At 46.3% G+C, this 21,065-nt stretch carries 17 protein-coding genes and 1 pseudogene; 9 read left to right on the top strand and 9 right to left on the bottom strand.

Features of this window, described 5'->3' with window-relative positions; genetic code table 11:
* Positions 1 to 224 precede the first annotated feature (224 nt).
* On the bottom strand, positions 225 to 1,001 hold the full coding sequence (locus AC438_RS14755; protein WP_238376415.1) for a sulfite exporter TauE/SafE family protein: 777 nt from the start codon (positions 999 to 1,001) through the stop codon (positions 225 to 227).
* A 151-nt stretch (positions 1,002 to 1,152) separates the two neighbouring features.
* Here AC438_RS14755 and hslV point away from each other — a divergent pair, with 151 nt between their 5' ends.
* From hslV to glnG, 5 genes are all read left to right on the top strand, one after another.
* Entirely contained in the window at positions 1,153 to 1,677 is a 525-nt protein-coding gene (gene hslV / locus AC438_RS14750; RefSeq protein ID WP_053982025.1) for an ATP-dependent protease subunit HslV, read from the top strand.
* A 39-nt stretch (positions 1,678 to 1,716) separates the two neighbouring features.
* Positions 1,717 to 3,054 (top strand): ATP-dependent protease ATPase subunit HslU, encoded by a 1,338-nt coding sequence (gene hslU / locus AC438_RS14745; protein WP_238376414.1) that lies wholly within the window; start codon positions 1,717 to 1,719, stop codon positions 3,052 to 3,054.
* Positions 3,055 to 3,329: 275 nt separating this feature from the next.
* On the top strand, positions 3,330 to 3,941 hold the full coding sequence (locus tag AC438_RS14740; protein WP_053982024.1) for a DUF4124 domain-containing protein: 612 nt from the start codon (positions 3,330 to 3,332) through the stop codon (positions 3,939 to 3,941).
* Positions 3,942 to 4,270: 329 nt separating this feature from the next.
* The gene (gene glnL, locus AC438_RS14735) at positions 4,271 to 5,338 is read left to right on the top strand and encodes a nitrogen regulation protein NR(II) (protein WP_053982023.1); all 1,068 of its coding nucleotides are present in this window, start codon (positions 4,271 to 4,273) and stop codon (positions 5,336 to 5,338) included.
* A complete protein-coding gene (glnG, locus tag AC438_RS14730) occupies positions 5,331 to 6,770 on the top strand; it encodes a nitrogen regulation protein NR(I) (RefSeq protein WP_053982022.1) in 1,440 nt (479 codons plus the stop codon). The genes glnL and glnG overlap by 8 nt, the downstream gene beginning before the upstream one ends.
* A 200-nt stretch (positions 6,771 to 6,970) precedes the next feature.
* Here the strand turns inward: glnG and AC438_RS14725 are convergent, their stop codons facing one another.
* The 6 genes from AC438_RS14725 to orn all read right to left on the bottom strand — a co-directional run bounded on the left by AC438_RS14725 (position 6,971) and on the right by orn (position 13,735).
* On the bottom strand, positions 6,971 to 7,762 hold the full coding sequence (locus AC438_RS14725; RefSeq protein WP_053982021.1) for a hypothetical protein: 792 nt from the start codon (positions 7,760 to 7,762) through the stop codon (positions 6,971 to 6,973).
* 127 nt (positions 7,763 to 7,889) lie between these two features.
* Complete coding sequence (locus AC438_RS14720) at positions 7,890 to 9,275, bottom strand: sensor histidine kinase (RefSeq protein ID WP_053982020.1); 1,386 nt, start codon at positions 9,273 to 9,275, stop codon at positions 7,890 to 7,892.
* A gap of 110 nt (positions 9,276 to 9,385) precedes the next feature.
* Complete coding sequence (locus AC438_RS14715; RefSeq protein ID WP_238376413.1) at positions 9,386 to 10,786, bottom strand: N-acetylmuramoyl-L-alanine amidase; 1,401 nt, start codon at positions 10,784 to 10,786, stop codon at positions 9,386 to 9,388.
* Positions 10,787 to 11,027: 241 nt separating this feature from the next.
* Positions 11,028 to 11,519: a tRNA (adenosine(37)-N6)-threonylcarbamoyltransferase complex ATPase subunit type 1 TsaE gene (gene tsaE / locus AC438_RS14705; RefSeq protein WP_053982018.1), complete on the bottom strand. Its 492-nt coding sequence runs from the start codon at positions 11,517 to 11,519 to the stop codon at positions 11,028 to 11,030.
* A gap of 15 nt (positions 11,520 to 11,534) precedes the next feature.
* A complete protein-coding gene (locus AC438_RS14700) occupies positions 11,535 to 13,061 on the bottom strand; it encodes a bifunctional ADP-dependent NAD(P)H-hydrate dehydratase/NAD(P)H-hydrate epimerase (protein ID WP_053982017.1) in 1,527 nt (508 codons plus the stop codon).
* Between the two features lie 122 nt (positions 13,062 to 13,183).
* On the bottom strand, positions 13,184 to 13,735 hold the full coding sequence (gene orn, locus AC438_RS14695) for an oligoribonuclease (protein WP_053982016.1): 552 nt from the start codon (positions 13,733 to 13,735) through the stop codon (positions 13,184 to 13,186).
* A 163-nt stretch (positions 13,736 to 13,898) separates the two neighbouring features.
* On the opposite strand from orn, the gene rsgA reads away from it, so the two are divergent.
* From rsgA to AC438_RS14675, 4 genes are all read left to right on the top strand, one after another.
* Entirely contained in the window at positions 13,899 to 14,954 is a 1,056-nt protein-coding gene (gene rsgA, locus AC438_RS14690; protein WP_156312521.1) for a small ribosomal subunit biogenesis GTPase RsgA, read from the top strand.
* Positions 14,955 to 15,086: 132 nt separating this feature from the next.
* Positions 15,087 to 15,953: an archaetidylserine decarboxylase gene (gene asd, locus AC438_RS14685; RefSeq protein WP_053982015.1), complete on the top strand. Its 867-nt coding sequence runs from the start codon at positions 15,087 to 15,089 to the stop codon at positions 15,951 to 15,953.
* A gap of 198 nt (positions 15,954 to 16,151) precedes the next feature.
* Positions 16,152 to 17,882: a substrate-binding domain-containing protein gene (locus tag AC438_RS14680; RefSeq protein WP_053982014.1), complete on the top strand. Its 1,731-nt coding sequence runs from the start codon at positions 16,152 to 16,154 to the stop codon at positions 17,880 to 17,882.
* Between the two features lie 9 nt (positions 17,883 to 17,891).
* Positions 17,892 to 19,826, top strand: a complete 1,935-nt coding sequence (locus AC438_RS14675) for a ring-infected erythrocyte surface antigen domain-containing protein (protein ID WP_053982013.1) — start codon at positions 17,892 to 17,894, stop codon at positions 19,824 to 19,826.
* A gap of 33 nt (positions 19,827 to 19,859) precedes the next feature.
* Here AC438_RS14675 and AC438_RS17375 read toward each other — a convergent pair whose 3' ends face one another.
* Together AC438_RS17375 and AC438_RS17240 are read right to left on the bottom strand one after the other, a co-directional pair.
* Entirely contained in the window at positions 19,860 to 20,051 is a 192-nt protein-coding gene (locus AC438_RS17375) for a helix-turn-helix domain-containing protein (RefSeq protein ID WP_274377622.1), read from the bottom strand.
* Between the two features lie 24 nt (positions 20,052 to 20,075).
* Positions 20,076 to 20,795: pseudogene (locus AC438_RS17240) on the bottom strand (sigma 54-interacting transcriptional regulator); the annotation flags it as partial.
* Between the last annotated feature and the right edge of the window lie 270 nt (positions 20,796 to 21,065).

Genomic DNA, 21,065 nt, shown 5'->3' with positions numbered 1-21,065 from the left:
GGCAGCCTAGCCGGCAACCACTTCGGGAGGTTAGTGTGCAAAAATATTTTAATCGCAGATATGGGTAAAACTACGTATTTCATGTGACCTGCCACTAAAATCAACACCTCGGGCAGTTTTAAATTCACGTCAGGGTGTCTGGGCATTGCTTGAATATTGCTTGAATGTTGCTACTGCCGTACGGGCGTCACCTCAGTACAACACTCAAAAAAAACAAAAAAACATCAATAAATCCAAGCTTCTACCAATAGTGAGACACCCACAACAATAGTAAGCCCCTCAAAAATTCGCTTAATAAAATGATTACCTTTAGCAATCGCCCAATAAGCACCAAAATACCCGCCTAATAACGAGCCAAGTAATAATACCGGCAACCACGACCATTGCGGCGTTTGCACCCACACCAGCGTTAACGCGCCTGCGCCATTCCAAAAAAAGCCCACCAAAATCATAGTGTAAGCAAGGGCGTGTTTATAATCGAAGCCAAACCAGCGAATAAGCCATAACGTCACAAACAACCCCGTACCGGAGGTAAGTGAGCCATTTAATACGCCAATCAAAAACAATACGCTGCCACCAATAACTAAACCTAACCCATTGCGATGACGCGCGATAGCAGTGACACCTAACGCAGGCTTCACTATCGAATACACACCTAGCGCTAGCGTGAGTACACCGAGCAACACTTGCGCTATGAGCTCTGGAATAGCCAGTACCCAATAAGCACCCAATACGACGCCAGGCAAACCCGCCGCTAAAATAAAAATCGCAAAACCCCAATGTATATGACCGGTTTTGCCATGCTGAATACTGGCACCCAAACCCAGCGCCACAGAGGCGATTTTGTGTGTGGTTAATGCCACCGCAAACGGCAAACCTAAAAAAATTAACGCCGGCAATTGTAACAACCCTGCACCGCCGCCAGCGAGCGACGATAAAACGTTTGCCACAAACGCTACCAACAATAAAATGCATTGTTCGACTAAAAAACTGATATCCAACCGGTCACCCCACATAGCTCCAAATCGCCCCAGTACACCGCGCGCTAACAAAAATATAAACTGCCGCTTAATGCACTAATTTGAACTTACCCAGTTCGTCCCCATAGTATTCCATAGATCGCAATACCATATACTCACATTAGGATTCCCCATGACTACGATTGTGTCTGTACGCCGCGGAAATAGCGTTGTAATTGGCGGTGACGGTCAAGTTTCACTTGGCAATACCGTAATGAAAGGTAACGCCCGTAAAGTACGCCACCTGTATAACAAGCAAGTAATCGCTGGTTTTGCAGGCGGTACTGCCGATGCCTTTACCTTATTTGAACGCTTTGAAGCCAAGCTCGAAGAGCATAACGGCCAATTGGTGCGGGCAGCGGTAGAGCTGGCCAAAGACTGGCGCTCTGACCGAGCACTGCGCAAATTAGAAGCCCTACTAGCAGTTGCCAATCACGAAGCCTCGCTGATTATTACCGGCAACGGCGATGTTATTCAGCCAGAAGATGACTTAATTGCCATTGGCAGCGGTGGCTCGTTTGCTCAAGCATCAGCCCGAGCACTGCTTGAAAACACCGAACTCAGTGCCCACGATATTGTGGCTAAAAGCTTAACCATTGCGGGTGATATTTGCGTATACACCAACCAAAACCAAACCATTGAAGAGCTCAAATTTTAGCCCTTACGTCAACGCATCACAGAATCAAAGAGAACCCTCATGCCCAGTACTCCCGCCTCCAATACACAATCAATGACCCCACGCGAGATTGTGCACGAACTAGACAAACACATTGTCGGCCAAAGCAGCGCCAAACGCGCTGTGGCCATTGCCTTGCGTAACCGCTGGCGCCGCATGCAATTAAGCACCGAGTTGCGCAGTGAAATCACCCCCAAAAATATTTTAATGATTGGCCCCACCGGCGTGGGTAAAACCGAAATTGCCCGTCGCCTAGCCAAATTGGCCAATGCGCCTTTTATTAAAGTTGAAGCGACCAAATTCACCGAGGTGGGCTATGTAGGCCGCGATGTTGAATCAATTGTGCGCGACCTAGTCGAAAACGCTATTAAAATGCTGCGCGAGCAAGAAACCCAAAAAGTACAACAGCGCGCCCAAGATGCCGCCGAAGACCGTATTTTAGATGTTCTTTTACCCCCAGTTCGTGGTGAAGAAGAAAAACACGAATCCTCGACCCGCCAAATATTTCGCAAAAAACTGCGTCAAGGTGAGCTCGACGACAAAGACATTGAGGTTGATGTAGCCGCCAGCCCTGTCGGCGTAGAAATTATGGCCCCACCAGGCATGGAAGACATGACCAACCAGCTGCAAGGCATGTTTGCGTCCATGAATAAAGACAAAACCAAAAAACAAACATTAACCGTCAAACAAGCCTTTAAGCAATTAACCGAAGAGGAAGCTGCCAAACTCGTTAACAACGACGATATCAAAAGTCGCGCCATCGAAGCGGCCGAGCAAAACGGTATTGTATTTATTGACGAAATAGACAAAGTAGCCAAACGTCAAGGCAACAGCGGTGGCGATGTCTCACGCGAGGGCGTGCAGCGCGATTTACTACCATTAATAGAGGGCTGCACAGTCAGCACCAAACACGGCATGATCAAAACCGACCATATACTGTTTGTGACCTCTGGCGCGTTTCATCTAACCAAGCCTTCTGATCTTATCCCTGAGTTACAAGGTCGCTTGCCCATTCGCGTAGAGCTTGAAGCATTAACACCCGACGACTTTGAACGTATTTTAATCGAGCCTAACGCCTCACTGACCGAGCAAAATATTGCCCTACTCAATGCCGAAGGCGTCACCTTAAGCTTTACCAAAGATGGCATTCGCCGTATTGCCGAAACCGCGCATCAAGTTAACGAAACCACCGAAAATATTGGCGCGCGTCGCTTGCATACCGTACTTGAGCGCTTGCTTGAAAAAGCCTCGTTTGATTCGGGACAAGACAGCCAAAGCATTATCATTGATGCTGCCTTTGTTGATGCTGAACTGGGTGAGCTGGCCAAAGACGAAGACTTAAGCCGCTTTATTTTATAACAGCATAAATACAATATTTATTGACCCTGCGTACTGCGTACAACGATTCATTTTAAGCTTTATAACTTGAATCCTTAAACTGTAAGGTGCATAGCGCTAATGAGCGCTTGCTATAGCGCATGCCCTGGCCTTTCAGCTAATATACATAAACAGCTTGTACACTAAACCCTTAGCCACAACTACGGCCTAAGGGTGAGTACGGCTTTTAGCACCGCTAGTGGGCCACACGCCTCAAGGCCTATACTGTTAGGTCGCGTCACATTAAGGGCAATATTATGCGCAGTATATCTCTATTAAAAAGCACGGCACTTAACAGCACAGTACTGAGCAACACAGTACTAAACAACACCGTACTTAAAAAAACAGCCACCCTCACCCGCTCGCTGATTGCCTGTCTTGTTTGTTGTGCTGGTATCTCAACGCAGGTTATCGCGAACGAAGTGTATAAGAGCGTTGATGAAAATGGCAAAGTCACCTATTCAGATAACCCCATAGGCACTAAAATTGAAGAGGTAGACCTCCCGATTATTAATAGTGCTCCGGCCGTAGAGCCGCAGCCTTACACACCTACTACGCGCGCCAGCCGTGAGCAAAGCAGCGTCATAATCACCTCACCTAGTGACAAAACGCAAGTGCCTGCTGGCCAGCGCGACCTTGTCGTATCGGCTGAGGCCAACCCGCCAATCGGCAGTGGCTTTAGCGCCCAGCTCTACTTTAATGGCAAGCCCTTTGGCCCAGCTCAGGCAGATACTCACTTTGTGATTAAAGAGATTATTCGCGGTGAGCATACGCTGAGCGTTGCGGTACTTAACCCTCGAGGTAAAATTATCTCTCGCTCAAAAAGCATCACCGTATATGTGCATCGGCCACGTGTAGGAGGCCGTTAAAAAGACCTCGGGGCACTTTACTGGCAGACTGCAAGGCCATGAAAACACCTTATGAGGCGTTTTACATAAGCGCACCAAAAAGAGGCGGGCTGATGGCTATTTTGGTGCCCTCCATCGGCAGCACATAAAAACCTAACAAGTGCTACAATTGTGCGCGCATGCCTTTTGACTTGGCGGCCACTTTTATTTTTTAATTTTTGACCCGCAACAAGCCCAATATCAGTGCATTTCTCTCGCTACAGCAAAAAGGTCGCGCAAAGATCCCATTATGATTAATGTAATTGGTTTGATCTTTGCTAGTACTACAGCTACATACGAGACGGCGCATCATGGTTGAACCTACAGATTACAAACAAATTCTAGACGGCTTAGTCACCGCCGTTATTATGCTCGATAGCAATCTTCAGCTGTCTTACCTCAATAGTGCCGCCGAGGTCCTACTATGCGTCAGTGGTGATCAGGTGATTGGGCACTTTATTGGTGACTGCCTAGAGGAGCAAGACGGCGACAGCTCGCAGCTGAGCCACGCCCTCGAAAACCAATCACCCTACACCAAGCGCCACACTAAATGGCGACTCCACAATAATGACGAAATTACCGTTGATTACTCGGTCGACCCTCACCCCGACGGCAACGCCCTACTCATTGAAGTACAACCTTTAGACCGCCTGATTCGCATCAGTAAAGATGAGGCGATGATCTCGGCGCAAGAAACCTCTCGCAGCCTTATTCGCAGTATGGCCCATGAAATCAAAAACCCCCTAGGTGGCATTCGCGGCGCAGCGCAGCTTTTAGGGCGCGAATTTGGTGATAATGACCTTTCAGAATATACCCGCATTATTATTGAAGAAACAGACCGCCTGCGCGACTTAGTTGACCGCATGCTGGGCCCGCGCGTTCAGGCAGAGCGTAAAGCCGTTAATATTCATGATGTGCTTGAGCACGTATTCTCAGTCATTGATGTAGAGGCGTGCCATCAAGTGACTATCACCCGTGACTACGACCCAAGTATCCCCGATGTACAAGGCGACAGAGATCAACTGATTCAGGCGTTACTCAACATTAGTCGCAATGCTTTACAAGCACTGCTCGAAAATGCCATAGAACAGCCCACTATAGCTGTGCAAACACGCGTTCAGCGACGCTTTACCATTGGCCGTCATCATCACCCACTGGTCGCGCGTATTCGTATCAGTGATAACGGCCCAGGCATCCCGCCGGCATTAATCGATAATATCTTTTTTCCTATGATTACTGGGCGTGCAGAAGGTACTGGGCTAGGCCTAGCCATCACACAAAACCTAATCAGTCAGCATGGCGGCCTCGTCGAGTGTCAAAGCACGCCAGGCAATACCCAATTCACTTTATACCTGCCTTTGGATGAACACTATGAATAAGCCTAACTACGTCTGGATTATTGATGACGATAAATCAATCCGTTGGGTCTTAGAAAAAGCCTTGCAGCAAGCAGGCATTACGACCGAAAGCTTTGAAAGTGCCGACCGCGCCATTAGCCGTCTAAAAATAGAACAGCCCGATGCTATCATTAGCGATGTACGCATGCCCGGTACCGACGGGCTATCGCTACTTTCATACCTTAAAGCGCAACATCCCTACTTACCGGTCGTGATTATTACTGCTCACTCAGATCTCGACAGCGCCGTTGCCGCTTACCAAGGTGGGGCCTTTGAATACCTACCGAAACCCTTTGATATTGATGAGGCCGTCGCCGTCACGCAGCGTGCACTGACCCACACCCAAGAACAACAAGCCAATACCAAAACGCCAGAGCCCGCTGAAGTCAGCAAAGATATCATTGGGGAAGCGCCGGCAATGCAAGAGGTTTTTCGCGCCATCGGCCGCTTAGCGCAATCGAATATTACTGTACTGATTAACGGAGAGTCTGGCACCGGTAAAGAGCTGGTTGCCCATGCATTACACACTCATAGTCCGCGTAAAGAAGGCCAGTTTATTGCTCTCAATATGGCAGCAATACCACGCGATTTGATCGAATCGGAGCTATTTGGCCACGAAAAAGGCGCTTTTACCGGCGCCTCAAACCTTCGCCAAGGGCGTTTTCAGCAAGCGGATGGCGGTACACTTTTTTTGGATGAAATTGGCGATATGCCGCCAGAGACGCAAACGCGGTTATTGCGTGTGCTCGCTGACGGTGAATTTTACCGTGTCGGCGGTCACACTCCCGTTAAGGTCGATGTGCGCATTATTGCCGCCACTCATCAAAACCTTGAGCAGCTAGTCGAAGATAATCGCTTTCGAGAAGATTTATTTCATCGCTTAAACGTCATTCGTATTCATTTGCCCAAACTGGCACAGCGCAGCGAAGATATTCCACGCCTAGCACAGCACTTTTTAAGCTCTGCCGCTAAAGAGCTAGGCGTAGAAGCCAAAGTACTCACACCAGAGGCCGAGCAATATTTAGCTCATTTACGCTGGCCTGGCAATGTACGCCAGCTCGAAAACACTTGCCGCTGGATTACTGTTATGGCCTCGGGCCGTGAAGTACACATACAAGATTTACCACCCGAGTTAATGGACAGCAAAGATACCCAAGCCCCAGCAGGCGATTGGGATAAAGCCCTTAGGCAATGGGCCGACCAATGCCTAGCCCGCGGCGAGCACGACATTTTAAGCGAAGCGGTACCCACTTTTGAGCGCGCCCTCATCGAAACAGCGCTCAAGCACACCGCCGGGCGCAAGCGTGACGCCGCAAATTTGCTTGGCTGGGGTCGCAATACCCTAACGCGCAAACTCAAAGAATTAAATATGAACGATAGCGAAGATACCGAGGCCAATACCAGTATCACATAGCTATTGTAACTCTTCACAGATACTAAAAGTGGCACTAATACAGACATTGCGCTCCTGCAACGTCTTATCTTGCATGCTCCTAGGCAAGAAATCTGCCCCAAAGGCTAGGTGCGACATATTCCTTATGTGTTAGGTGGGATGTGTCAGCTTGGCTTAATGGCTATGCGCTTTTTATTGCACTTTACGTTAATCATTAAGCATTAATATGCTCGGCAATAATCTCGCGGTACTTCAACTAAAATACGCTGACCCTTATCGTAAGCCACTTCATAACAGGCATTTTCACGTACAGTAGTGTAAGGGCGTGTTTGATAGCCATCGCTGTAATGTGTTTTTGAGTAACTGCCCGCATCAGCCAGCACAACCCCCAAAATTAACCCTCCCAATAAAAAAGCCGCTTCACGATTATGGTGATGCCTATATCTGGTATCAGAGCGATAATGGTGTGTCACTGAGTAATGTGAGGAGCGCTTAATGTGCCGGCGATGATCGCTGTAACGGTGTGAGTTATCGTGATGTCGACGATACTTAATAGGCCGCTCAATATAATGGCGCTTATGCCTAGTATGATGATTATGGTTGTTGTGATGACGATATCTGTTGCTGTCATCGCGGTTGTTGTAACTGCTGTAACCATTATGACTGTGACGATTATGATCATTATGGCGCTGATGCACGTTGTATTGGCGCTCTTCGCGGTGTTGCCTATGTTCGCGGTGTTGCGTATGTCTGCGGCTTTGCTCTTGGCGATAGCGCTCTCTATTAGACATCTCTCGGTTGTGTGCATAGCGCTCATGCGCTACTTGCGATTGGCTATGACTTGTGTCATTGGTGCTTCTTGTGTCATTGGTACTTTGTGCAGCCAATGCTGAACGAGATACACCCACTACGAATACAACCGCTACGACTAAACAGCTCGCGTTAAATATACGCACTATACGAGGTTGACCTGCCATACGGCAATAACTGAATAAATCGTGTAACTGATACATGCTTATCTCCCGACTTGATTGCACCGGGTTAGAGTAACCGCCTCGGCATGAATAATAGATTAATCAACACACAGACCTCTCGCTGTATTAAAAGTATTCACCCAAAGTCAGTAAACTGAGTACTCGGTCACACTTGGCTAAACATCACTAAAGGCACACTCACCACAAATCGATTACCTCGCTGCTGACAATGATCGGGGCCATTCAAGCCTTCAGCAGTGCAGAGCGCCACGGCCTCACCACATTCAATCTCACCACATTCAACCTCAACACTCCAGTTGTGATAGCCCATAATCATGCCTGCTATTTTTAAGGCAAAAGCCGAACAAGGCACGTCTTTGTCATTGGATAGCACATACTCATAATGGGTTTCAAACAAATGCTCTTTTTGGCTGTGTGTTAAAGCCTGTGCGTTGTCTTCAAAGGTAATCACCAGTGCATCAAGGGCATACTCTACCCGCAGCTGAATAACACCGCGACTGGATTGCCGAATACAAAACAGTAAAATATTATTAAGCGCCTGACTCATACGCGCCACATCAAGCATGACAAAAAACTGCAAACACGCAGGCTCAATAGTAAGACGCAGCGCCAGCTCATGCTCAAGCGCTAAGTCTCGATATAGCTCACAGCAACTGTGAACCAGCTCTGCTGGACAGGCGCGAGTGCGTTGTAATGGCGTTGCTTCAATAGCGTCGAGTAGTAGTAATTCACTGACAAAATAGTGCAGACTTTTACCGTTGCGATTAATGGCACTAAGGGGCTTAACAAGCTCTGGCATGTCGCAACATTTTTTCAGCAGCCGCTCAGAAAACCCAATGATGCTATTTAAAGGCGTGCGGAACTCATGGCTAATATTACGTAAAAATTGCTCTTTATTTTTTGCTAATAATTGCGCTTCGACTTCGGCTTTTTTACGCTGTTCAACTTCTTTAGTTACCGCTAATATTTGCTCTTCTACCTGCCGTTGGTAGATTTCTAATGCACGAGTGTAAGCAGCAATAATACCGACCATACAAGCCATTTGCGCAATCGTATGCATAACTATTAGGGTATAACGCTGGGGCTCTGGCGTAAAGTTTGGGATAGGGACTTTGAACACCTCACAGACCGCTACCACCAAAATAGACATGCCGCCAATCCCACCCCAGTACAGGCCAAATCTTAAGCCACCGAGTAAGCCTGCAATACACACCAATATGACAAACCATAATACTGTGACATGACCCATTCCCGCACCATTAGTCAATACCGCATTGGCAACCGCAAACCAACAAGAAGCCAGCAACAACCAGGGTACTTTAGCGCTAAAGCGCGATATTTCAGAGTAATAAATACACGCAATAAAGCCGCACTGGGCAATCGAGAGCAAAACTACACGCGGCCAAATATGACTGGTTATAGCCAAGATTAAAAAAGCAAAATTTAGCCACGCGGCGATCTGCGCAATCCATCGCGACACAGCCGCGGTACGCATAATATTTGCCTGCACAAATTCCATTTTTTTAAGCATAACGCGACGCTTTAATGAGGAGAATGAAGTGTGGTTTTAAAAAGCCCTACTACTCACTCTAGCGTGTTAACGCTATTTTTGCTCAAAGATCGGCACTAAATCAATAAATGCTAACTGGCGGGGATTTTAAGGGTTTGGCCAACTCGGATAGAAGCATCACTTAAGCGGTTATGCTCTAGTAATTTTTTAACACTCACACTGTGTCGTTTGGCAATGCCCGATAAAGTATCGCCTTTACTAATCGTGTATTTAGATGATAGACCTGTGCCCGACTTGTGCTGCTGTAACGCTAACCAAGTACCCGCTGGTGGCTGGCGATCAAAGTAGCTTTGCACACCATTAAAGATCGCTTTGGCCATGAATTTACGGTAACTACTTGTTGCTAATTTATTCGCTTCATGAGGGTTCGAAATAAATCCTGTCTCGACCAAGATAGAAGGTACATCAGGTGATTTAAGCACCGCAAAACCCGCTTGTTCTACTTGCTTTTTATGTAGCTTAGAAATGCGCCCCATGTTGTTGAGTACTTGCTCGCCCACTTGCAAACTGCTGGTTAGCGTTGCTGTCATAGAAAGGTCAACCAAAACACCCGCCAACACATTGTCTTTATCGTTCAGTGACACCCCGCCCACACCGCCGATCAAATCGGCGTCGTTTTCTTTAGAGGCCAAAAAGCGTGCAGTTTCACTGGTGGCACCATGGCGTGATAAGGCAAACACCGAAGCGCCGCGCGCTTTAGGGTTGTGAAAGGCATCAGCATGAATCGATACAAACAAGTCAGCACGTAAATCACGGGCTTTATTACGACGCTCTTTGAGGGGAATGTAATAGTCGCCATCGCGAATCAGTTTAGCTGTATAGCCTGGCGTCGCATTAACCTCTTTCGCCATCTGTTTAGCAATAGCGAGAACAACATCTTTTTCACGTAATTTTTTAGGTCCTATAGCACCAGGGTCTTCACCTCCGTGACCGGCGTCAATGGCAATAATTATATCGCGCGCTTGCGTAGAGACCTCTTTAATCGCAGGCGCAGTATTCACAGTTTTGGTGGTCTCTTCGCTGCCATCGTATAAATCAATCACCAAGCGATCGGGTTTATCGCCATGCTTCGGTAAATCAAAGCTGCGCGGCTTAGTGGTTGCTGTCATATCCAGCACAACACGTAAAGTACCATTAGCCCGTGTTCCGTAACGGATTTTAGCAATAGGCGTATCTTCAATAGGCACATCACCAAAGCCCTTTTTAAGCTCGGTATTACTGATATCAATCACAACGCGATCGGGATTACTTAACGTAAATAATTTGTGCTCAGCTGCACTCGAAAGGTCAAAAACAAGCCGCGTATTGTCGGGCGCACGCCACAAGCGTACGCTATTGACCTGTGCCGCAAATACACACGGTGACAACACCAATACACACAATGCTAAAAAGCCCCCATAACGCTGAGCCAAGACTTTTATGCAATGGGTAGATATTGCGCCAGCTAGCGCACTTACTCTCGATGACATCATGAATTGTATTAGCACGCACGGCATGCTGTTTACCCCAACGGTTGTTATCTATTATTGTAAACCCACATCCAACCGCTAACCCACAAGCTCGCAATGAGCCAATACTTGGATATGCGGCCAACGCTGTGTCAATTGTGCACTTTGTATATAGCCTTAACGACACCCATATTTGTACCATTTTTACAGACTGCTGTGTTATTTTTACATATCCGATATCTAAATTTGAGCGCCACAACCCACGCTAACCACTAACATTTAACTTTTTCAGTGCAGCGTGACCTTTGGCGCTGCCTGCGTGAAGCTCTAGTGTACGACCTTCGTTTTTGGGGCTTAAACTGAGGGTAATATCAGCCACGGGTAAAAAGCCCTCGCCTTTATTGGGCCACTCAACTATACACAACGCTCGACCATCAAAATATTCGCGAATCCCCATGTACTCGAGCTCTTCAGGGTCGGCGAGTCGGTACAAATCGAAATGGTATACCTTCTGCCCTGCGCCTTGTTGATCGGCACTAAAATCATAAGGCTCTACTAAAGTATAGGTCGGACTCTTAACCGCACCTGTATGGCCAAAGCTTTTTAACACTCCACGAGTGAGTGTTGTTTTACCCGCACCGAGCGTACCGGTTAAAAAAATAACACCGCCCTCGGCCATTACTGTGCCAAGTTTTTGGCCTACAGCAACGGTTGCAGCTTCATCATGCAAAAATAGTGACAGTTGTGTCTGTGTCATTGGGATACCTCGGTATTAATTCAGCAGCTTGCGCACTACTGGGGCAAGCTCGCTTGCCGCCATGCCAAACTGACCTTGCGTGTCAGCCAGTCTGTCACCCGCTTGCCCGTGCACATACACCCCTAATTGCGCAGCCTCAAACAAGCCTAAACCCTGCCCAATCAACGAGGCAATAATACCTGTTAATACATCACCACTGCCTGGGGTAGCGAGACCGGGGTTACCCACTTTAGCTACCACCGTGCGCTCGCCATCACAAATTAAAGTGCCTGCACCTTTAAGCACAACAACACCGCCATACAAGCGCTGTAGCTCGCTTACCGCTTCAAAGCGGTTTTGCTGTACAACAGCGGTATTTGTGTGGAGCAAGCGCGCCGCTTCGCCGGGGTGAGGCGTTAAAACCCAATGCCCGCGCTTAGCATAAGCCGCTAGTTTATCAGCCAGTAAATTTAAGCCATCGGCATCCACCACTAAAGGCTTGTCGGTTTTAAGTACTTGCTGCATAAGCTGCTCAGACCAGCTGCTTTGACCCATCCCTGGACCCACTGCAATCACGCTAGGTCGCTTGAGTAAAGGCTCAAGCTGCGAAGCTGCATCAACACCATGCGCCATGACCTCGGGCTTGCGTACCAAGGCAGCCGTCACGTGATCGAGCTGGGTGGCTAAACTCACACAGCCCGAGCCCGCCGAAGCGGCACTCTCGGCAGTCATAATGGCGGCGCCACCCATACCTAAGTCACCACCCACCACTAAAACATGACCGCTTTGCCCTTTATGCGCATCGGCCTCTTTTAATGGTAGGTGGCGCTTAAGGGCATTAAAGTCAATATTCCAGGCGGCAGGCATCAAGGCTCTGTACAACGCCCTAGGCGCACCTAAGCCATCAAAATATAACTGCCCCACCAAGGCTGGGGCTCGACCGGTAAGCAGGCCCATTTTACAACCAATAAACGTGATGGTTGCATAGGCTTTAATCGCTTCACCTAATGTGCGGCCAGTATTCGCGCACAATCCCGAAGGCACATCTAGGGCTAAAACAGGTAAACCTGTCGCGTTGACCTCGTTAATCACGTCTTGCATATTGGCGCGCAGCTCGCCGCTTAAACCTGTCCCTACCAATGCATCAACAATCACGCAACCATCAGGCAAGTGGCTGGCAGCACCGGTTTCGTAGGGTAAAATATTGACCCCCTCTTGCTTGGCATATAGATAAGCACGACGCGCATCGCCGGTTAACAATTTGGCCGGTGATACCGTTAGTATTTGTACATCGCGGCGCGCCATTGCAGCCAAAGCACCCACCACAAAGCCATCACCAGCGTTATTACCAGCACCACATAAAATAGTAATGGAGCCATGCGGGAAGAGCGTATTGAGCAACTCAAAGGCCGCTCGCCCTGCGCGCTTCATAAGGACAATCCCCGCAACTTTATGCTCTTCAATAAACAGACGGTCAAGTTCGCGCACTTGCTCTGCGCGATATAAATAACGAGGAAGGACAGGAGATTGGGGCTGGGGGCTCTTCGCCTTTGAGTCAGACATAACAAAACGCTTTTCTAGTCAAAAACGCCAGTATACTGCAATGTTTTTAAGTTAGCTTGAATCTTGCTCGTACCCAGCACTACCGACAGCTAAGACACTGAATTAAGCGCCCTAAGTTTATGCTAAATGCTAAATACATTAGCACGATAGTATTTAAGCTCAGCAATAGAATCTTTAATATCATCTAAAGCCAAGTGGCTGCCTTGCTTAACCACGCCATCTAATAGCGCGGGCTGCCAGCGCCGGGTAAGCTCTTTGATGGTCGATACATCCACATTGCGGTAGTGAAAGTACGCCTCAAGCGCCGGCATGTAACGCACTAAAAAACGACGATCTTGGCCAATCGAGTTACCGCATAATGGGCTTTTACCTTTAGGCACCCATTGCTCTAAAAAAGCCAAAGTCGCTTTTTCGGCGGCGCGCATCGTAGTGGTGCTTTGCAAAACACGCTCAACCAAGCCCGACCCACCATGCTGCTTGGTATTCCATTCATCCATCGCCGCCAGCACAGGTGGTGAGTGATGAATCGCCATAACCGGCCCCTGCGCCAATACATTGAGCTGGCTGTCAGTCACTAGAGTGGCTATTTCGATAATCGTATCGTGCTCGGGCAGCAAGCCTGTCATTTCCAAATCCATCCACACCAAATTATCATCGTTTAAGGTTGCACTCATAGGGGGGCTCTTGGGTTATTAAGGGTTGTCATTAATAAGGCGCAATAGGCCGCAGACCTAAAAGGCACCTTTACGGTTATATAGCGGTTCGGGGGTTTGTATTGCTGTGCTGTGTTTATGGCGTACAATGCAGGCTATTATAGTCCAGCTAAAGCAGGCTCTCGTGGCAAAACGTAGACTCAACAAACAACAAAAAACACGTATTCAAAGCAAGCAAGACGATATTACCCATCAGAATACATCAAACCCGCAACTTAAAGGTAGAGCAAGCAAAAAAAAGGCCTCCATGGATGACACCGTGCTAGGCCCTGAGCTCAACGGTATTACTATTAGCCATTATCGCGCTCAAGCTGATATTGAGTGCATTGCGACTGGCGATGTTGTGCGCTGCCATTTACGGGCAAACTTACCCGGCATCGTCACCGGTGACCGAGTTGTGTGGCGACGCGGGCAAAATGAACAAAGCGATAGCGGTATTGTTGAAGCCATTAACCCCCGCTCGAGCGAACTGTGCCGCCCAGATAGCTACGGTAAAATGAAGCTCGTCGGCTCGAATGTAACCCGTGCCATTATTGTAATTGCACCCGAGCCCGAGGCACATAGCAACCTCATCGACCGATATTTAGTCATTGCCGAACACCTAGGCTTAGAGGCTTTATTACTACTCAACAAAGCCGATTTACTCGCCCCTAACAGCCCAACCCAAGCCCTGCTCGACAAATACCAAGCACTCGGCTACAACAGCCTTGCTGTATCAAGCACACACAATACCGGTATGCAAACACTACAAACAGCCATTAGCGAGGGTTGTAGTATTTTTGTAGGGCAGTCGGGTGTGGGCAAATCATCGATTATCCAGGCGTTACTCCCTAGTGAAGAAATTAAAGTCGGTGAACTTTCGGATGTCTCGCGCAAGGGGCGCCACACAACAACCCATGCACGCTTATATCACTTCCCGAGCGGCGGCGACTGTATTGACTCGCCCGGTATTCGAGAATTTGGCTTGTGGCACCTAGAACCTGAACACATATTGCAAGGCTTTAGCGAATTTCGCCCGTTTATTGGACGCTGTAAATTCCGTAATTGTACGCATATTAACGACGCCCATTGCGCCATCAGTCAAGCCGTTGCAAGCGGTGATATTAGTCGCGAGCGCTACAACAGTTTTGTGTATATTGTGCAAAGCCTTAGTGACGTTACTATTCAAAACGGTGGCTAATCACTAGTTCAAGTTCGCCACACAAAAGAACTCATCAAGCCTATTCCCTGAGGTCACTTTTGTGTAAGTGCTAGGTAGGGGTACCCAGTCAACCATAACCTTAAATACACCTTAATAGATCAGAGCAATCCTATGAACGATGCCTTATTTATCGCCCTTCAACGCCTTGCCCCCCAGCATCTTATTTCACGTGGGGCAGGCCTGTTTGCCAGTAGTACAACACCACTCATCAAAAACACTTTTATTAACTGGTTTGTTGATAAATACAATATTGACATGAGCCAAGCGCAACAAGAAGATCCCCTCGCGTTTGCTAGCTTTAATGACTTTTTTACTCGCGCCCTCAAAGACGATGCTCGCCCCATTGATGCTGGCAACACATTGGTCAGCCCAGCCGATGGCGCCATTAGTCAATTAGGCACCATCAAAGACGGTCGTATATTTCAAGCGAAAGGGCAAGATTACACCTTACTTGAGCTAGTCGGCGGCAACGCAAAAGATGCCGCGCTGTACAACGACGGGCACTTTGCGACCGTTTACCTATCGCCGCGTGATTACCATCGCGTACATATGCCGCTGGCAGGCACACTTACTCATATGACCCACGTACCTGGCGATTTATTTTCGGTGAATACTGTCACCGCGCAAAATGTACCGCGCTTATTTGCACGCAACGAACGGTTAGTTTGCCATTTCACCACCGAGCAAGGGCCTATGGCTGTTGTGCTCGTCGGCGCAATGATTGTTGCAAGTATTCAAACCCCGTGGGCCGGCCTTGTGGCTCCGGTTAAAAAGCGTATTACACGTACCCACTACCCTTACAGCGATAGTCCTCAAACCCCTATTACTTTAGCTAAAGGCCAAGAAATGGGGCGCTTTTTATTGGGCTCAACGGCCATAGTACTCACTGCCAAAGAGACCATTCAGTGGAACGAGCACCTCGCCGAAAACAGCCACGTACAGATGGGCCAAGCCATGGCTAAAATCACTAAACCCTAAAAACAACGCTATAGAAACAGCCATAGCGCCTCAGTATCATGGCATTTTGGGGCGCTTAAAAGCACATTTGCTCTAATAAGAGTGTTTTACTCCTCAACACATATTTTATCAATTAAAGCCGCTGCGCTTGTGAATATTCATACTCCCTTATCGTGTACTACAGTTATTACATAACCGTAATGCGTTAAGAGAGCCAGCATGCCTGATCCCCACACTCCCCCCAAAAAAACACTCGGAGTCTACACCCCTTATTTGCAAGGCTTTTATTTTGGCGAGCTTATCAGCCAGCTACAGCAATACTGTTTTTTAAAAGGCTATGCCTTTACCGTTATCAAGACCGACAGCTTTGGTACATTTAACTCCACCGTGCATTCCGATCATATTGACTTTGTGGTGATCTTGCGCAACGCCATTCACAACCAGCTGGCCGAGCACCTTGTAAATACGGGTAAATCCGTTGCCTCTATTGCTTACGATTACTTTCCGCTCGCCATACCCATGATAACGAGCGACAACGAGCTGGGTATGGAGCTCGCATTTAATCACCTTATTCAACAAGGCCATCGTACACTCGCATTTGTGGGTGACCTGTCGCAATTTGATATTCGTAAACGTTATGAAAGCTTTTGCGATCAACACGAAATGAACGGCTTTGAACTGGCCGATGATCATATTTTTATTGTCAACGACACGATGTTTTCCGGTGGTTTTCAAGCAGCCAACGAGTACATTGCACGCAACAGCCAAGCAACGGGTATTATTTGTGGCGCCAGCCTCACCAGTATTGGCTTTGCCAAGCAATTACAAAATTTAAAAGCTGCCAATCACAAGCATTGCGCCACCGGCATTGTCGGGTTTGATGCAATATCACTGGTACCCATCACGCAGCCCAACATGGCTATGATTGACCAAAATTTACATTTAATGGCCTACAAAACCATCGGCATTTTAGAGGCGCTCCATAAAAACAAAACTTTTGAGCGTCACAATTTTATTGAGCCCAAAATTATCACGCCCACCACTGATTTTATGCAAGCCGAGGATGCCTTTTTGGCAACCAGCACCGAAATTGACGAGCTACATAATGCCAACTACATGAAAAGTATTATTAGCAACCTATACGAATGGCCTAAAAATATTGCTCAAAACAATCTAGACTCACTCATGACGCTAGCCCCAATGTTTGAAAGGTATATGCAAAAAGCCTGTTATGGCCGTATCGCCATTAGTAAAGATGGGCGCGAGTACATCAAAATACATAAAAAGTTCTCTTCCTTAGAAGTTACTAAACTACCCGCCAAAGACACCTCAACACTCAGCATATCGGCACAATATCCCGCACCGTGTGCCGATGTATACGATAGCGATATAGATACCAGCGTACATACACCCATATTTCGAGACCACCGACTTTGGTCTGTTTTAAGTGTTTATGGCTCCAGTAAAAAAAATAAATCACCCAGTAGTTTCTCCGGATTTTGCGCCTACCTTGACAGCATCACCACACAACTCACACTAGGGATGCTCAACAAAAAATCAAGTCACTCCATTCAGCCATGTAGCGAAAGCGGCGACGATACCACTATCGTTGGAAAAATACAGTGGAACCCCAATACAGGCGAAACATTTTGGGACAAAAATGCGCTAAACAGTCTTGGGCTTACCTCTGAGCTTGAGCAAAGTATTTACAAAAATTTAGATTTAACTGATCGCATTCATCCCGATGACGACAACCTATTACGCGAGCATTTAATTAATGCAAAGGAAAATGAATTTCATATTGAAATACGGTTAAAGCATAAAAACAAAAGCTACCAAGCAGTACAAATAGAGCGCGCATCTATTGATCATAATAAAATCAATAGTGATGATAATAACGACAATACTATCATCACCTTACTGATAACTCTCCAGCACAATAGCGAATAAGGAAACGCTATGGGCGCTTATGCAGAGCAACTCGTTTACGGTCTACTTCTATTACTAATATTAAGTATTTTGGCAAACTTACATTTTGTAAGCCGTGGCCTACAAAAAAAAATGGGCGCGCGCGCACTACAAAAAAAACTCCCCGATCTTATTAAGAAGTTTTTAAACGATCAGGCTCAAAACACCGAAAATGCCAGAAGGCATAACCAGCGTAGCCACTTAAGTAAAGGCGTCATCAAACTTCGCCATGCCTATCTAAGCATTGAATCTCGAGCGATAGATAAAAAAATAGATAGTCAAGATTACTGGAATCTTATTAATACAAATGTGCAAAAATTACTCGATATTCTAACCGAGCAACGCACCAATCAACCACTCAAAGATATTGAAAATAAAATAAATAATATAAAAGAAAAAATCAATAGCTCAGGAAAAAGTCAAAGTAAAAAGGCCGTATTAGCTAGCCTTGATAAGTTTCATCAAGCCTGCATAGAGCACAGTAAAAACCCTGAAAAATTAGCGCATTACAATGTAAAATTAGAATCGTTATTAGATAAAATAAGCAGCGCTTCATACCGAAAAATTACCGAAAAGACAAAATTGCATAATGACTATGTCAACGAGAATCAAAAAACACTTAATACATTAAAAGAGCATGTTGGAATGTCAAACGAGACCGCCAACAATCTTGCAAACATCAACCCTGATGATTTTGATTTTTCGATGGATGCATTCAATAAAAACCAAGATAGTATTATGCAAAGCGTTCAAAAATATGAAGATAATCTCGAAAAAATAAAGCACGGGCACAATCATGCCAACACAACTATTATCACCTCCAGTCATCACGAAATCAACAGCACCAATGGTGAGCTTGATGCACTATCTGAACAAATACAGCAAGAAAATGAAATAGAAATAGAGCGACTAAGAGATGTTATTAAAGGTCAAAAAGATATTATCATAGCGCTAGAAGACAACATCGATACATTAGAAGGTCAAGACTCTAAAAAGGCACCTGGCCATGATGACGAAAGAGAAAGCAATCCTCATCAAGTCGACATTACCAGCCTTAAAAATAACCTAAGAGAATCAGAGTTATGTATTGATACGTTAGAAGGCGAGCTTAATAATTTGCGCCAGCAGCAACAGCAGCATAAAATCAATCCTAAAAGTGAACCTGTCACAACCCCCCTAACCGAAAGTAACTTGAGTAGTTTAGAAAGCACTATTTCACAGCTCAAAAATGAAATTAGTGAAGCAAAAGATACGCAAGATTTTCATAAATCCATTATGAATTTTATTTCGGAATCTTTAGATGCTAGCTCAGCAGAAGATATCTCATTATCTATTTATCAAACGTTGGAAGATTTAGGCTGGAAAGCAGGCTTAATCATTAATAGCGGCGCTAGAACCATGGAAATCGATCCGACTGGCTTACTTAAAGAAAGAGAAAAAACACTTATCAAAAATATGCACATTGGCGAAGTTAATTCACAAAAAAATGGTTTAAGCATGGAGTTTCACTATGTCAATATAGCCGGAAAAGTCATCAGTGAAGAGCACAATAGTAACGCTGATAAAAACGCTTCTATTTTAAACTTACTACAAGCAGCCGACAAAATAATTGGTAAAATGAAGTCATCACAACTATTAAAAAACCAAAAGAAGGCGCTACAAGATAGTGCTAATAACATTAAAAAACTAGCCCACGAAGTCGATAGCACAATTGAAACACTCAATAAAAGGACCCAAGCAAGTGTGAGTAGTGGATTTGGTCAAATTCAAGATATTGCACGCTCTAAAGGGTTAAAAGCTAGCCAAATTGCTAGCTTCAAAAATTTAGAACAACAAACACTGAACGAACTTGCCGCCGATAACACTTTGCGACTAAAAGTAAAAAAGCAATTTCTTTTAGTCCTCAAAAGCCTCGACGACTTTTAAAACGCTATTCGGTCCTTAAAATTATCATCCAAATTAAGTCCCTTCAAGTTTACGGTACAGCGATCGCAGGCTTATGCCACAAATACCAGCCACAACCTCTTTATCACCTGCGTGAGTATGCATTAGTTGCTGTATATACTGCTTTTCTATTGTCTTAAGGTCGACCCAAGATGCAGACAGATCCAGCGTTTGAGCTTTTTTACCTATCTCTATTGAAGTAGTCATCGATGCATCCATAGCCAGGCACTCTTCGATTACCGTACTCTCAATGACATGAGTATCAGATAAAACAGTCGCTCGATGAAGAATATTTTTTAATTCACGAATATTGCCAGAATAAGTGTGAGCCTTTAATACCTGAATAGCAGAATCAGTTAAAAAGAAATCTTTATCTGCTCGCAAGCTTTTCAGTAATGTGCCAACTAATAAAGGGATATCCTCTAATCTATCTCTCAGTGCAGGCAGCTTAATGGGAAACACATTAACCCTAAAGTATAAATCTCTGCGAAAGGAGCCCTCCTCTACCATTTGCCAAATGTTTTTATGTGTGGCGCATACTAGGCGAAAATCTGCCCGCTTTACTTCCGTTGAACCCACCCGGCGATAGGTTCCTGTTTCGAGCAAGCGCAATAGCTTAACCTGCATAGGTAACGGAACATCACCAATTTCATCCAAAAAAAGCGTTCCGCCATTCACGCTTTCCACTAAGCCCTCCCGGTGGCTATGGGCGCCTGTAAACGCACCACGTACGTGGCCAAATAATTCGCTCTCAAAGAGTGAGTCGGTTAACCCTGAGCACTCAACAGTTACTCACGGTTTATTCTTGCGCAAGCTACCGCAGTGCAAAGCCGTGGCGGCAAGTTCTTTGCCCGTTCCAGATTCACCAAGCAATAAAACCGACGCATCAGACTCACTTAATCGGGCCAGCTTGCTCAGCATATGATTAAAAGCCCGACTTACGCCAACCATCTTTCCTGATTTTTCTGCCGCGCCTACTGTTGGAATATCGCGCAACATTTCGACATCAACATGCTCATTGCCTCTAGGGGTTTGATGCACATGAAGAACTCGCTCTTTGTGCCCCGATTTTTGAGCGGCGGCTAATGGACAGGCTTCGCCCGCCTGATCACACGGCACGCTATAACCGTGAGAGATACTAAAACAATGCTGCGTATTTTGAGAATCTATCTCCCCATATTGAGCGATGTAATGCGTGTTCCAGCCTAATATTTCATAGGG

The organism is Marinagarivorans algicola, from assembly GCF_001292705.1.
In the GTDB taxonomy this organism is placed as follows: Bacteria; Pseudomonadota; Gammaproteobacteria; order Pseudomonadales; family Cellvibrionaceae; genus Marinagarivorans; species Marinagarivorans algicola.
The sequence above is the reverse complement of the archived record's forward strand: the minus strand, read 5'-3'. Positions and strand labels throughout refer to the sequence as shown.